Below are 13,146 nucleotides of genomic sequence, written 5' to 3'. Positions count from 1 at the left end.
GTCCGGCAAGACCGCCCCTGACGTGCCAGCAGCCAACTACACTCCCGACGACGCCTCTGACCAGGCCAGATAGCGAAACGCTGCTGGAGTACTAGAAGGGCGGATCGTCCAGCCGCTCCAAGAAGAGCTGATAGGCGTTCCTCAGCCGCGTAAAGTCATAGAAGTCACCCTGCGGCTCGCGCTTGACGGTCAGTAGCCCCTGCGTCTCGAGCTCCTTGCGGCCCTTAGTCCACGTGTCCGAGGACAGCCCGTATCGCTGACGCCTCGCCGTGTGTATGTACCGCGGCTCCGAGTGCCCTCCGGTGGCCTCTCGGAGGGCAAACAGTAGGGCTGTTGCCGTCGGCGACAGTTGGAGGAACCAACCCTGCGTCCAGAACTCAACCGGCATGCCAACGTAGCGGCCTTCATCCCTTGGCTGTGTGTACACCCCTCCGTCACCACTGGCACTGAGCAGCGTGATCGCTGAGGGCCGTCCCCACTGCGGCTGGAGGTCGATGAATCCCTTCTCCGCCAGCCACTTCAAGTTGTTGGCAACTTGCCTTGGTCCCGTCTTTGGGTCGAGTGCGAGCATCTGTGTCCAGCCGTTCGGACCCGGCGGCCTCCGCAGGTCAAAGGGCTCCTTCGTGGCCATCATGGTGATGCACATGTAAAGCCTGAGGCGCACCCTGCCCCCGCGCCCGCCTTGGATGAGCCGAGCTAGCGGCGGAGGGGCATCGTCGTCCTCAGACGCGATGACGAACCCCGGTGGAAACGGGATGTACCCCCGCCTCTTCGCCTTCTCCGCTACCCGTCGCACGTAGACGAGCGCCTCAGACTGACGTCCATCAAGCGGCACGTCTTTTACCTTCCCGCAGGAGAAACAGGGATATGGAGCTTACAGGGGTACACGGGGGTCAAAGGCGCTTCTTTATAGATCCCATTACAGAGGCCGGGGGACTACAGCAAGAGCGTGCACCTCTGCAGCACAAAGGATGGCGACTCCGTTGATAACGACGGATGTCTCCTTCAAGAACGTCATTCACCCCTTTTGACCTGCTGTTTTTCGCCTGCCAACATCGCCTCAGTCAAGCAGGAGATTGTCGAGCGGCCGACCTAGAGCTGCCGCAGTCCACTGATGAGGGGATTGATACAGGTTGTCCAACCACGACTCATCGCTCCGAGGCCTCTGGGCGGCAGTCATCATGCTCGGTGCACTCATCGCCGCAATGCTGAGCACCGCCGCTCTCTGGACGGTGGGAGCGCCTGCTTACGCCGCGCTTGGGGCAGGGGGTGCAACCTTCATCGGTGTAGCCACCCTTGGGTTCACTCTGAGGAAGTTCTTGACTGAGTGAGACGTGATGTCCGCGGGGTTCTGAGCAGCCGAAAGGCGGGGCGCGGGATGTGTCACGCCCTGCGCCCTGCCGTAGGGCTTCTCCGGCAAGCCCTACGTTCAGAGTTCCAGTGGCCAGGATTGCGCTGGGTCGCATGGGCCAACGAGCACATACAGGGGTGCCGGTCTGACATCTACAAGTGACATCAACGACACCAGACGCTCATGGGCGGTCCGACACGGGCAGCATGGCCAGGTGGCTCCTGGACAGTACCGACGAGTCAACGAACTCCTTATGCGGTAGTCACACCGCAGCACCGCCGACGGCAGAAGCCCACGGCATCCGAACTGGTCGGAACCGTGGGCTTCGTCAGGCCCGCTGGTCAGCAGGAAGAGCAATCAGCGGGCCGGCTGTCCAGGCGGCGGCCTCAGCTGGTCGCCACGCGGAGCGTGTCCCTCAGGGCTCCGGCCAGGTTCTTCGCCAGAAGCCGCATGTCGTCCGGAGCCGTGTCGGCGGCCAGCATGTCGATCGCTTGGTCCAGGAGTTCGGCTGCCGTGCCGAGTTGTACTGACTCGATGTGGTCGGCCAGGCGGGACATGTAGCCGCGGCTGTCATCGGTGCTGAGGAAGCACGGCTTGCCGTCGGGCCCTGTCCAGGGGAGGAGTCGCAGTTCGTTTGACGTCGTCATATTTTCGCCGGCCTCTCGTCGATCACGTAGTGAGTGGTGAACACCGCGTCGGCGCGGTCTCCGGGCAGCACCAGGAGGGCCGCCTCGACCACGCGCCCAGTGGTGTCGGCCGTCTGGCGTGTGACGACGAGGACTGCCAGGGCGGAGCTGATCCGAAGGGTGGACGCCTCCTCTGGTGTCGGGAGACGAAGGCTGATCTCCTCCCGGACCTCAGCCGGCGGCGGGCGGAGTTTCATCAGTCCTGTCACCACCGCCTCGTACGGGAGTGGCTCGCGGAGCATGGTGGCCGGCGCCAAGTCGCAGGGGACGTAGATGCGCGCCAGGCTGTGAGGTCTCTCGTCCTCATGGCCGAGGCAGAGGATCTCCGTGAGAGGACTGCCGGTCGGCAGCTTCAGCAGGGCCGCGAGATGCCCGCGGGCCCGAACCCTGGTGGTACGGACGGTGACGTTCAGGGGCGCGAGATCCACGATGTGCGTGCCCGGCGTCCGGCCCCCTCCCACGTACGTGATCCTGCGGACCGGACGGCGAACGAAGTTCCCCTTGCCGTGGACCTTCTCGACGAGGCCTTCCGCCTGAAGCGCGGCGAGGGCGTTCCACAGCGTCGGCGTGCTCACCATGTACTGCGCGGCCAAGTACGTCTCGGAGGACAGGCGTTCGCCAGGCTTGAGTCGGCCGGTGACGATCCGATCCCGGAGGTCACCGGCGATGGCGTCGCGTCGTGAGGGCACGGGCGGGGTCACCGCCTCTCACTCGCACGAGCCGCAGGGCGACGAGTCGGGTCCCCGTGTGGATGGTCAGCAACTCGCCCGAGTCGAACACGAGTCGTTTGGCTCCGCCGGGCAGTTGGAAGAGGTCGGTCACCCGGCACTGCTGGCCCCCGACCTTGATGACGTCGCCGAGCTGCACGCTGGCCGAGGTGATCTCGACAGGGGAGAGCACCGCGCCGCTGAGTGCCGGCCCCCTCACCGTGCCGCCTCTGTCGGGACTGGGGACTTGGCGATGGTGTGGCACGAGCAGGCGCAGGCTTCATAGATCACCGGCACGTCGACCGGTGCGGTGAGCGGGGACGACTCCGCACAGGTGTGGTGTGTGCCGATGCGGCAGGAGGTCGACCGGTAGGAGTCGGGCCCGGGTTGGGTGGTGTGCGGTCGTTGGCGGGAAGGCATCAGCGGCCACCCGCCGAGGCGTACCAAGGGGCGGCGAGGGGAGCGCAGCTCACGGCCGCCGAGCGGTGCCGTGCTCGCGCTTCACTGGCCAGTACGTACGGGCGGACGAGCGCCGTCTCCTCCCCCACGAGAACGCCCGTGTGCTCGCGGTGCCGACGCAGGAACAACACTGCGCCGTAAGCGACTTCCGGGGACACGGCCACCGGCCGCGCAAGAGTTTCGGAGCGACGGTGCCGGCCCTTGTAGAGGTACCGCTCCCTGAGGTGCGAGGCGGTACGGCGGATACGATTGAGCACGGTGTTCAGCCCCTATCGCTGATAGCCCGGTCCCCCGACATCGCCCGTCGTGGGGACCGTTTGCGTACGACCGCCCAAAGGGTGCGGTCGTTCGATCTGGTGGCGAGGAGGCCGAAGCGGTCGGCCGTAGCCACCGCCTCCAGGGCCTCCCGCCATGACTGTGCGGAGAGTGGTTCCGGCACCTCCGCCTCGATGGCCGTGCAGTCGTCGCGCTCGTCCACACGCGTGGCGAGCCCGACGGCCGATAACCGGGCGGCGATGGCCTCCGCGCGCTCCTTGAAAGCAGGCACAGGGCAGCCCTCCGGTTAGCGGCAATCACGTTGAGTAAAGCTAGTTAACTAGATTAGAGCTAGTGGACTAGATTTTCCATATGCCTGAGCAACCGCCCTATCTCCGCATCGCCGACGAGCTCCGGCGGCGGATCGCGGAGCACGAGTGGGAGCCGGGGGAACGGCTCCCCTCCCGCGCCCAGATCGGCCAGGAGTACGGCGTCGGCGACAACGTGGTGCGTCGGGCACAGGAGTTGCTGATCTCCCAGGGTGTGCTCGAAGGCCGCGCCGGTTCCGGCACCTACGTCGCCGAGCCACGGCAGCGCGTACGGATGGTCCGGTCATCGGCGCGCGAGCAGCTCAGCGGCTCCCCGTTCCGGGCGGACATGAAGGCCGTGGGCAGGCAGGGGGACTGGGAGAGCCGGACCGAGGCCAAGGTTCCGGCACCGGCGGAGATCGCCACGCGTCTCGGTATCGCCGAAGGCGCGCTGTGCGTGCGGACGGCGTACGAGTTCCTCGCCAACGGCAGGCCGGTTCAGCTGTCGACGAGCTGGGAGCCGTACGACCTCACCGCCGGCACACTCGTCGTCCTCCCCGAGGGAGGGCCGCACGCCGGAGCGGGTGTCGTGAACCGCATGGCGGAGATCGGCATCACCGTCACCCACGCCGTGGAGCAGCCGGAACCGAGGCAGGCGACCGCCGAGGAGGCCTCACTCCTGGGCATCCAGAAGGGCGCGCTCGTCACCCACATCCGGCGGACGTACTACAGCGACCAGGGGCGGCCCGTGGAGACCGCGGACATCGTCGTGCCCGCCGCACTCTGCGAGATCGTCTACGAGATTCCGATCAGTCGCCAGCCGCGCACCACAAGCGCACCAGACCGAGCGGGAAACAGCGGGGAACCACGGTGAAAGCCGCCAAGACCGACGAGGCGGCATCCGTACCGTTCGCGCAGCTCAGCGGCCGAGCCAGCCGCAAATGATCTCAGCTTCCCAAGCTGAGAGCGCGAGTTCGGTTCTCGTCACCCGCTCCAACCCCAACCCCCAGGTCATTGACCCGGGGGTCGCTTGTTGTCCAGTCCAAGTCGGCCCGCATCCTCAAGGCCGAGGCCCGTGCCATGAAGAAGGAGTAGGGAAGAGGAGAACGAGGCCGCGGCAGGCACGCCGCTCCGGGTCATCCCGGGTGAGACCGCCATACCCGGCACCGGCACGACCGCCCCTGGCCCGGAGCGGCCGCCGGCCCCGGCACCCGAACGGACCGAGCGTGCGAGCGGTACGCCACCGCAGGACAGCAGGCCATAGGCCCTCCTCACTCCGACTGATCACCTTTCGAACGGGCACTCGTACGACGGTCGTAGGAGCCGGTCAGTTGGGTCGCGGTGTGACGTACCAGTTCGACGGCCTGGACGGTGTGCTTCCCGCGCAACCAGGGCGTGCGTCTGCACGCGAACACCTATGGCGAGCACCTGCGGAGTGCCGAAACGCTCGGCCTCGGCCATGGCACGGCCCGCGGCGAGCCACCGGATACCCGGCACGCGACGTGGCAGCCCTGCACCGCCTGCCCGTCCCGAAGGGCTCCGGACGCACCCCGCTGATCGCACATCTCGACAAGAGGGGACACAACTCCTCGCGGGAGCAGGCGCTTGGCCGCCGAGACTCTCGCGTCAGAGCGGAGGGTCGTCCGGGAGTACCCGGAACACCTTGTGACGGCCCAATGGCCGTACGGCCCGGAAGTCCCGTCGGTCGAGGGTGAGGATCGCGTCCGTGTCGTAGTCGGCCGCAAAGCGCCACGTTCACCGCGTCGGCGAGGTCCAGGTCGAGCCCGCCGTAGCGGACTCGGACGGACTGGGCGGCACCCAGGTGGTCCGCCGTGATCTCCGGCATCACGACACGACCCCGGCTCATCCAGCGCCGCAGGTCGTCGACCGCGCTCAGAGCGGCCTCGCGCCCCAACTCACGCGTGGCCACGTGATCAAGTTCCGCCAGGAGGAGCGGGGACATGATCAGGAGACCGGCCGCCATGATCGACTCGTTCGCGCCCCTATGCTCCGGGTCGGTCGCGTCGAGAGCGGCAAGAAGGCCGGATGTATCAGGGATGACGATGATCACTGGGCAATTCCGGAGTCCGTCTTGCGGCGGACCGCGTCGGCGACCGTGTCACGGACCTCAGTCTTGGACGGCGTGCGCCCCGACCCCTCGAACGTCCGCGAGAACAACGGTTCGTCCCGGACTCGGTTCGCCATCGCCGCAAGGTGAATCCCCTGACGGATGATTTCGGCCTCGCTTAGGCCCCGCCTCTTGGACGCCTCCTTGATGATCGCCAGGTCCTCGGGATCGGCGTAGACGTTCGTGCGCTTCATGGACATGTACCAAGACACAGCCCATGTACCAGAATGATGTATGCCTGTTGAGCTGTCCTCAGTGGTCGAGGGCCACCTTCCTCACTTCCCTCAGCGTGCCGCTCGGCCAGGTCGAGCACGTACGCCACGAGCGCGCCCACGACCCCGAAGACCTCGGTCGAGCCGTCGACACGGCTGAAGCCGCCGCCGACGAGCTTCCGCCGGTACGACCACAACGGACGGAGAGTCGAACTCCCCGTCTCGATCTGCTGATTCGGCGGCCGTGCAACCAGCGCCGTGGTCCGGTAGTGAGCCCGGTCATGCCTACCCTGGCGGCCATCGTGGCACCCCGGCACGACGGATAGGGGTCGGTCCAGCGCACGGCGCGGCCACCGGCACGACCGCCCAGGCGCGGATCTGGCACGTCTGCCGGGAGGGTGAACATGGGCGTTGTCAGTGAGGGCTGTTAGCTTCCGTGGCAGAGATCAGCCGGTTCGATGTTCTGGACGAAGAACACGGCGGCCAAGGGGGGTGGCCGGACAGGGGTCCCCGGACCACTGGGTCCCGGGACGCCGAATGGCTCCGCACCCACCCCCCTCACAACCTTCTGATCCGTATCTCTACAGAGATCGGTCGCCGTCGTCGGTGCCCCCGCGGTCAGCCACGCAACTGCTCGGTCAGACCCAGCTGGCTCATGATGGCGCCGGTGTCGAGATAGGCGCGGCCCTCATGGATCTTGCCGTCCTTGACCTCGTAGATGTCACATGCGTGCACCGTGACGTGACGCCCCGTGGCGGGCACGGTGCCCGCATGCAGAACCAGGTCCCCAGTCTGGGTCCCGCTGCCCGTGTACTCGACGACCACCGTGTCCCCCTGGGACGTGAGGTGGTCGAGAGTGAATGTGCCGTCGGGCATCGCGTCGAACATCGCCTTCGCGAGCCGGGTGAAGCCCTCCGGCCCTCGCAGCGTCCTGCCGCTGCCTTCCTCGATGAGGGTGCAGTCCGGAGCGACGGACCCGGCGATGGAGTCGTAGTCCCGATCGTTCCAAGCCCGGAAGAGGTCACGGACGAAAGTTTCATTGCCAGCCATGGGAACCTCACTAGGGAACATCCCTTTCTTCCCATGCTGACCCGCCGCGTCCGACTACGCATCCCCTGCGGGTGGTTTCCGGGAGCAACCTCGGGTCCATGTCGTGGACCGCAGCCCACCTCATCAGGTGGCCAACACGCTGTCCAACTGGGGTGGTTGGGTGTGGGAGTTCGTTCGGGGGCGTTCACCTGAGTTCATGCGCGGTCGGCTTGTGGGGTGAGTCTCCGGCGGGTGGTCCCCTCCGAACGGCCGTGAACGGTGCTGAATGAGACGGAAAACGAGACGGGCGCCGGTAGTGCCCGAGTACTGCCCTGCCTGTATGCGTGCTGCCAGGCAGGGCCCGCGCCGCTCTTGAGCGGCGTACCCAACCGGTCCGGGGGATCATTGGAAAGAGACGCGTAGCCCCCCTGCGAACCGAGGAGGTGGCGATCATGGTGGGTCCCTTGGGACCGGACGATTCACACTCGCCACGGACGACGCCGGAGAGGGAGTGGGCTCACAAGCGGCTTGAGAAGAAGCGCAAACTCCGCGCTGACTTCGTGGCCTATGTCGTGATCAATGGATTCTTGATCGTGGTCTGGGCACTGACGGGTGCAGGATACTTCTGGCCGGGCTGGGTCCTTGGCGGGTGGGGCGTATTCCTGCTGCTCGACGCGTGGCAGGCCTACTTCCGGCGGCCCATCACGGACGATGACATCGATCGGGAGCTACGCAGCATGCGCTGAGAAGGGGCGTGCGGTCCGTAGGTGGCACAGCGCCCCTCCTACCGGGTGACACGAACGCGGGCTCTCAGCCTGGCGGGGACTGCGCTCCGCGGAGCAAAGGCGGCCGGGTGGTGCTGGTTCCTCGTCGCGCTGACCGCACCCCTCGACGCCGACGTCGCCACGGCCGGGCTGCTCGACCGTCAACGCCCAGCCTGGCGAGAGCATGAGCGAGCGCCGACGCGATCAGGGCCGCGGAGAAGGCGGCGGTCGTGGTGGTCGTCGACCGGCCGGTGTCTGCGGTGATCCGCGGGTTCAGGAAGGGGATGCGGAGGAGACGATTCCCCAGCCGGTGGTCCGGGTGACGCACAGGGGGGTGGGCAGGGCGGCGCAGGGCCGTGACCGGTCCCCTGTTCCGGTCACGGCCGCGCTGGTGTGGCAGTTGGTCATGGGCGGGTCAGCAGCATCCGGCAGCGTCGGCCGGCCCCGTGGCGTCGGCGGGGCCGGCGCTCCGCTTGGTCAGAGTGTCGGCGTCGGCCTTGACCACGTAGACCTCCCAGGGCTCCTGGCCTGGGCCGTGAACCCAGACCTTGTCCTGCAGGGCGTAGCAGCAGGCCGTGTCGTTCTCCTCGGCCGTGGCCAGGCCCGCTTCGCTCAGCCGGGTGGTGGCCGCATGGACGGCTTCCGTGCTGTCGACCTCGACCCCGAGGTGGTCCATACGTGTCGCCGCGTCCGCTTCGCCTTCGATCAGGACGAGCTTGAGCGGCGGTTCGGCGATGGCGAAGTTGGCGTAGCCGTCCCGGCGCTTGGCGGGCCCGACGCCGAAGAGCTTCGAGTAGAAGGCGATGGACGCGGAGAGATCCGGGACGCGTAGGGCGAGTTGTACGCGGGACATGGTGAACCTCCTGGGATGGGAGTGGTGTTTCGGCAGCCGCCGGAAGCGGTCGGGGCGCCGGTGCCGATCTGCAAGGTGGCCGGGGCCGCGCAGCATCCGCCGCCCTCGTCGCTCTGCGCGGTGTCGGGCTCGTCGAACAGGCCGGCACCGACGACCACGACGGGAAGGTTCTGCTTCTCCATGGCGGTGCTCCGTTCGGTTCGGTGCTCGGGGGCGGAGCGGTGGACGGCTCAGCGGAGCGGGGCGTGCGATGCCGACGCAAGCTGTGCACTGCGGCGCTGGGCCCGGGCCTGGCAGTCGCTGTCGCACACCTGTGCGCAGCTGTCGCAGAACTGGACGCCGGCCAGGTGCCGGGCGGCAGAGCGGGTGAAGACGCTACGGACCCAGGCGGCAACCATGTTCGGCTCCTTGCTTCGATATGTGTCAATGGGTTGCGTTGCCAGCATGGCACCTGCTTCGATGAACGTCAAGATAGACAGACATCGAAACGGTGAGGGTGCGCGCCATGGAGCACGTAGACGTCGCAGTGATCGGGGGCGGCCAGTCCGGGCTGGCCACCGCACACGCACTGCGCGGACAGGGACTGGCGCCGGTGGTCCTGGAGGCGTCGGAACAGGCGTCCGGGTCGTGGCCGCGGTACTACGACAGCCTCACCCTGTTCTCCCCGGCCGGTCACAGCTCGCTGCCTGGGCTGCCCTTCGGTGGGGATCCGGACCGCTACCCGCACCGGGACGAGGTCGTCGCCTATCTGCTGCGGTACGCCGACCGCCTGGACGCCGACATCCGCACCGGAGTGCGCGTGCGGGAGGTGGCCTCCGCGGACGGGGGCTTCACCCTCACCCTGGAGGACGGCGGCCGGCTCTCGACCCGGGGTGTCGTGGCGGCGTCCGGGAGCTTCGGTCGCCCCCACCGCCCTGCTCTACCGGGACTGGAGGAGTTCGCGGGGGCCGTGTTGCACGCCGCCGAATACCGCGCGCCGCAGCCCTTCGCGGGGCAGCGGGTGGTGGTCGTCGGGTCCGGGAACTCCGCGGTGCAGATCGCCGCCGAACTGGCGGCGCACGCCCGGGCCACCCTCGCGGCGCGCCATCCGGTGCGCTTCACCAGTCAGCGCGTACTGGGCCGGGATCTGCACCAGTGGCTGAAGGTGACAGGGATCGACACTCTGCCCGTGGGCCGTTTCCTGCGCACGCCGCCGACACAGTGGGTGATCGACGACGGCCGTTACCGCGCCGCCGTGACGGCCGGCGCACCGGACGTGCGCCCCGTGTTCAGCGAGGTCGAGGGCACGAAGGTGACCTGGGCCGACGGCAGCACCGAGGAGGTGGACACCATCGTTCTCGCCACCGGCTACCGCCCCGACCTCGACTACCTGCGCCCGGTCGGCGCCCTCGACGCCGACGGCAACCCGCGGCACCGGGAGGGCATGTCGACCATCCTCCCCGGCCTCGCTCATGTCGGACTGGAATGGCAGCGCAGCCTCTCCTCCAACTCCCTCCGGGGAGTCGGCAGGGACGCCACTCGCATCGCCCGCGGGCTCGCCCACCGGCTTCGGGCCCACTGACCCTTGACCCTGGGCCTCTGGTTTGACATGTGTCAACATAGATGTATGTCGAACATCAAGGCGCTGCCGCTTCTGGAACCCGAGGCCCCCGACGCCGTGGCGCCGTGCTGCCCGCCGCTGAGCGAGCGCCCCTTCACCTCCGAGGAGGCCGAGCGGACGGCGCGCATGTTCAAGGCGCTCGGGGACCCGGTGCGGCTGCGTCTCTTCTCGGCCGTCGCCTCCCACGAGGGCGGCGAGGCATGCGTGTGCGACATCTCCGACGTCGGCGTCTCCCAGCCGACCGTCTCCCACCACCTGAAGAAGCTCAAGGAGGCGGGGCTGCTCAGCTCCGAGCGGCGTGGCACCTGGGTCTACTACCGGGTCGAACCGTCGGTGCTGGCCGCGATGGGGCAACTGCTCGCCGTCCGGTAGCCCCGCTCGGCCATGCCCGTCATCGCCGCGTACGCGCCCTGGCGGCTGATCGCACGCGGATGACCGTGCCGCGTCGAGGAGTGCGGCGACAGCGCGGGCGGCATCGAGGGCCGGTCGTCCGACGCCGATGAGAGTGGCGGAAGCGGGGCCGGTCCAGTCGCCGTGGCCGAGGAGGTGCGGGCGTGGCTCGTCCGCGGCCCGTGTGCCCACCGTGGCGATGTGCCCGCGCCGGCCGCCCGGACCGAGGGGCGCCAGGTGCGAAGGCGCAGGGCGGAAGCCGGTGCACCAGACCACCGCTGACCGGCGGCAACGCACTTCGACGGCCGCGGTACGTGTACGGCGGTCGCGCTGATCACCGCCGGCGGAAACGCACGAGAAGGGTCGGTCGAGCCGAGAACAGTGCGCCGGCTCCAGCGGGATCGGGCCCGCAGGATGCGGCGGTGCGGCACATGCGCCGGTGTGGGATGGACGGCGCGCCGGCATGTGCGGGGCGCGTCCGTGGCTCGTTCGCGTGGAAACGCCGGTGTGTGGGGCGAGTGGCCGTGCGGGGAACAGGCCGTCGGGGCCGCGCTGTTGCATCGACCGAGGGGCCGGTGCCGCGCGTGCGGGGGACACGGAGACCACGAGGTCGTCCGGCTGGCGGGATCGGGCCTGCTCGGACCACGACGCATCTCCGCAGGAGGACTGCTCCATGACTGACCGACCCTTGACGCTCATGGCGGTGCACGCCCATCCCGATGACGAGGCCACCGGCACCGGAGGGGTTCTCGCGCGGTATGCGGCGGAAGGCATCCGCACGGTTCTGGTGACGTGTACCGACGGCGGTTGCGGTGACGGGCCGGGAGGCGTCAAGCCTGGTGATCCCGGGCATGACCCGCAGGCCGTCGCCGTGATGCGCCGGCGGGAACTCGAGACGAGCTGTGACGTCCTGAAGGTCGGCGAGCTGGAGATGCTGGGCTACGCCGACTCCGGGATGATGGGCTGGCCGAGCAATGACGCCCCCGGATCCTTCTGGCGGACCCCCGTCGAGGAAGGTGCCGCCCGGCTCGCGGACCTCATGCGGCACCACCGCCCCGATGTGGTCGTCACCTACGACGAGAACGGCTTCTACGGTCACCCCGATCACATCCAGGCCCACCGCATCACGATGGCGGCGCTGGAGATGGTCACGCTGACACCGAAGGTGTACTGGACCACGATGCCCCGCTCGGAGATGCGGCGGTTCGGCGAGATCATGCGCGAGTTCGGTGCGGACCTGCCGGAGCCGGATCCCGCCGAGGCCGCGGCGATGGCCGAGATGGGCCTCCCTGACGACGAGATCACCACCTGGGTGGACACCACCGCGTTCAGCGGTCAGAAGTTCGACGCGCTGGCCGCGCACTCCAGTCAGGGCGAGAACATCTTCTTCCTCAAGATGGGCAAGGAGAGGTTCGGTGAGGTGATGGGCACGGAGACCTTCGTCCGGGTCAGGGACACCACCGGCGCCGCCGTACCCGAGAACGATCTCTTCGCCGGCCTGCGCTGATCCATCCGTCCGACCGGCGGCCGGGAAGGCTTCCCGGCCGCCGCCGTCAGCAGGGGTGTCCCGTGCGGCGCTGCGCGCGCAGGACGGCGCGGGCCGCGACGCGGATCTCCTCGTCGATCTCCATCCCGGTGGCGAGGACCTGGAGCAGCCGGGTCCGCCACACGTCGGGGTCCGTTTCGTACGCGTCCAGTACCCGGACCCCGTAGCCGGCCCGGGCGCCGTCGCCGCCGCCGGCCAGTCGTCGGCGTACCGCCTGTCGCAGCGCGGCGTGGAGATCGTGGACGACTCCACGCGGGTGCCGGTGAGGCCGGCCGCCGCGCCGGTGGCCAACGCGGTGGCCACCAACTCCGCTTCGGTCACGCGGACCCCCTCGGTTGTGTGCGGGTTGTGCGATGTCACGGCCATCACCATGGCGAGGCGTGCTGCAATGCTGATGAATGATCGATGGATGACCTGGGTGACGTGCGGGAGCGGAGGCTTGGCGCGGGCGGGAGATCTTCTCAGCGGCTTCGGTTCGAGGTGCTCGGGCCGTTACGGGCCTGGCGGGACGGAGCGCTGCTGGATCTCGGGCCGCTCACACGGCAGACCGTGCCGGCCGCGTTGGTGCTGAGCCGCGGGGTGGTGCAGAGCCACGAGCGGCTGCTCGACGCGGTGTGGGGGTCGGAGCCGCCCGCGGGCGGCCGCAAGGTGCTGCCCACCCACGTCAACGCGCTGCGCATAGCCCTCGATTCCGAGGGCACCCCGCCCGCGGAGTCGTCCCTCGTTGTCGCCAGACAGGGGCAGCATCCAGTCGCAATCAGGCAGGTACGGCCGTCTCGGAGCCAGAACGGGGCAGACCGGGGCGGCCGCGGCGGGGATGCGCTGGGATGGCGGACTCACCGCACCATGCCAGTCAGT

The 13,146-nt window shown here is 68.5% G+C and carries 13 protein-coding genes, 1 tRNA gene and 5 pseudogenes; 7 read left to right on the top strand and 12 right to left on the bottom strand.

Going from position 1 to position 13,146, the window contains the following annotated elements; translation table 11 throughout:
• Window positions 1–91: 91 nt before the first annotated feature.
• The 5 genes and pseudogenes from ACZ44S_RS29560 to ACZ44S_RS29540 all read right to left on the bottom strand — a co-directional run bounded on the left by ACZ44S_RS29560 (window position 92) and on the right by ACZ44S_RS29540 (window position 3,750).
• Window positions 92–835 carry a hypothetical protein gene (locus tag ACZ44S_RS29560; RefSeq protein ID WP_466934221.1) on the bottom strand — a complete coding sequence of 248 codons (744 nt, stop codon included), beginning with the start codon at window positions 833–835 and terminating at the stop codon, window positions 92–94.
• 902 nt (window positions 836–1,737) lie between these two features.
• Window positions 1,738–1,998, bottom strand: coding sequence for a hypothetical protein (locus tag ACZ44S_RS29555; RefSeq protein WP_466934219.1), 261 nt, complete (start codon window positions 1,996–1,998; stop codon window positions 1,738–1,740).
• On the bottom strand, window positions 1,995–2,726 hold the full coding sequence (locus tag ACZ44S_RS29550) for a GntR family transcriptional regulator (protein ID WP_466934218.1): 732 nt from the start codon (window positions 2,724–2,726) through the stop codon (window positions 1,995–1,997). Before ACZ44S_RS29550 ends, ACZ44S_RS29555 begins: the two co-directional genes overlap by 4 nt.
• Window positions 2,695–2,964, bottom strand: a complete 270-nt coding sequence (locus ACZ44S_RS29545) for a hypothetical protein (protein ID WP_466934216.1) — start codon at window positions 2,962–2,964, stop codon at window positions 2,695–2,697. The genes ACZ44S_RS29550 and ACZ44S_RS29545 overlap by 32 nt, the downstream gene beginning before the upstream one ends.
• 508 nt (window positions 2,965–3,472) lie before the next feature.
• A pseudogene (locus tag ACZ44S_RS29540) lies at window positions 3,473–3,750 on the bottom strand (hypothetical protein).
• 80 nt (window positions 3,751–3,830) lie between these two features.
• On the opposite strand from ACZ44S_RS29540, the gene ACZ44S_RS29535 reads away from it, so the two are divergent.
• Together ACZ44S_RS29535 and ACZ44S_RS29530 are read left to right on the top strand one after the other, a co-directional pair.
• Complete coding sequence (locus ACZ44S_RS29535; protein ID WP_466934214.1) at window positions 3,831–4,640, top strand: GntR family transcriptional regulator; 810 nt, start codon at window positions 3,831–3,833, stop codon at window positions 4,638–4,640.
• 38 nt (window positions 4,641–4,678) lie between these two features.
• Window positions 4,679–4,762 (top strand) — tRNA-Gly (locus ACZ44S_RS29530).
• Window positions 4,763–5,070: 308 nt separating this feature from the next.
• Here the strand turns inward: ACZ44S_RS29530 and ACZ44S_RS29525 are convergent.
• The 4 genes and pseudogenes from ACZ44S_RS29525 to ACZ44S_RS29510 all read right to left on the bottom strand — a co-directional run.
• A pseudogene (locus ACZ44S_RS29525) lies at window positions 5,071–5,257 on the bottom strand (heavy metal transporter CzcB); the annotation flags it as partial.
• Between the two features lie 135 nt (window positions 5,258–5,392).
• Window positions 5,393–5,837: pseudogene (locus tag ACZ44S_RS29520) on the bottom strand (PIN domain-containing protein).
• Window positions 5,834–6,094 (bottom strand): ribbon-helix-helix domain-containing protein, encoded by a 261-nt coding sequence (locus tag ACZ44S_RS29515; RefSeq protein ID WP_466934212.1) that lies wholly within the window; start codon window positions 6,092–6,094, stop codon window positions 5,834–5,836. Before ACZ44S_RS29515 ends, ACZ44S_RS29520 begins: the two are co-directional and overlap by 4 nt.
• 630 nt (window positions 6,095–6,724) lie before the next feature.
• Entirely contained in the window at window positions 6,725–7,156 is a 432-nt protein-coding gene (locus tag ACZ44S_RS29510) for an ester cyclase (protein ID WP_466934210.1), read from the bottom strand.
• 431 nt (window positions 7,157–7,587) lie between these two features.
• Between ACZ44S_RS29510 and ACZ44S_RS29505 the strand changes: the two genes are divergently transcribed.
• Together ACZ44S_RS29505 and ACZ44S_RS29500 are read left to right on the top strand one after the other, a co-directional pair.
• Window positions 7,588–7,881, top strand: a complete 294-nt coding sequence (locus ACZ44S_RS29505; RefSeq protein WP_466934238.1) for a 2TM domain-containing protein — start codon at window positions 7,588–7,590, stop codon at window positions 7,879–7,881.
• 61 nt (window positions 7,882–7,942) lie between these two features.
• Window positions 7,943–8,076: pseudogene (locus ACZ44S_RS29500) on the top strand (DUF2637 domain-containing protein); the annotation flags it as partial.
• 238 nt (window positions 8,077–8,314) lie between these two features.
• On the opposite strand, the gene ACZ44S_RS29495 reads toward ACZ44S_RS29500, so the two are convergent.
• Window positions 8,315–8,752 (bottom strand): ArsI/CadI family heavy metal resistance metalloenzyme, encoded by a 438-nt coding sequence (locus ACZ44S_RS29495; RefSeq protein ID WP_466934208.1) that lies wholly within the window; start codon window positions 8,750–8,752, stop codon window positions 8,315–8,317.
• A 230-nt stretch (window positions 8,753–8,982) separates the two neighbouring features.
• Complete coding sequence (locus ACZ44S_RS29490; RefSeq protein WP_466934206.1) at window positions 8,983–9,150, bottom strand: hypothetical protein; 168 nt, start codon at window positions 9,148–9,150, stop codon at window positions 8,983–8,985.
• Between the two features lie 107 nt (window positions 9,151–9,257).
• Between ACZ44S_RS29490 and ACZ44S_RS29485 the strand changes: the two genes are divergently transcribed.
• Together ACZ44S_RS29485 and ACZ44S_RS29480 are read left to right on the top strand one after the other, a co-directional pair.
• The gene (locus tag ACZ44S_RS29485; RefSeq protein WP_466934204.1) at window positions 9,258–10,313 is read left to right on the top strand and encodes a flavin-containing monooxygenase; all 1,056 of its coding nucleotides are present in this window, start codon (window positions 9,258–9,260) and stop codon (window positions 10,311–10,313) included.
• Window positions 10,314–10,358: 45 nt separating this feature from the next.
• Complete coding sequence (locus tag ACZ44S_RS29480) at window positions 10,359–10,724, top strand: ArsR/SmtB family transcription factor (RefSeq protein ID WP_466934202.1); 366 nt, start codon at window positions 10,359–10,361, stop codon at window positions 10,722–10,724.
• Window positions 10,725–10,799: 75 nt separating this feature from the next.
• On the opposite strand, the pseudogene ACZ44S_RS29475 reads toward ACZ44S_RS29480, so the two are convergent.
• Window positions 10,800–11,021, bottom strand: a pseudogene (locus ACZ44S_RS29475) (pyridine nucleotide-disulfide oxidoreductase); the annotation flags it as partial.
• Between the two features lie 394 nt (window positions 11,022–11,415).
• On the opposite strand from ACZ44S_RS29475, the gene ACZ44S_RS29470 reads away from it, so the two are divergent.
• A complete protein-coding gene (locus tag ACZ44S_RS29470; protein WP_466934201.1) occupies window positions 11,416–12,249 on the top strand; it encodes a PIG-L family deacetylase in 834 nt (277 codons plus the stop codon).
• Window positions 12,250–13,146 lie beyond the last annotated feature (897 nt).

It is taken from the genome of Streptomyces malachitofuscus, assembly GCF_055571035.1.
The sequence above is the reverse complement of the archived record's forward strand: the minus strand, read 5'-3'. Positions and strand labels throughout refer to the sequence as shown.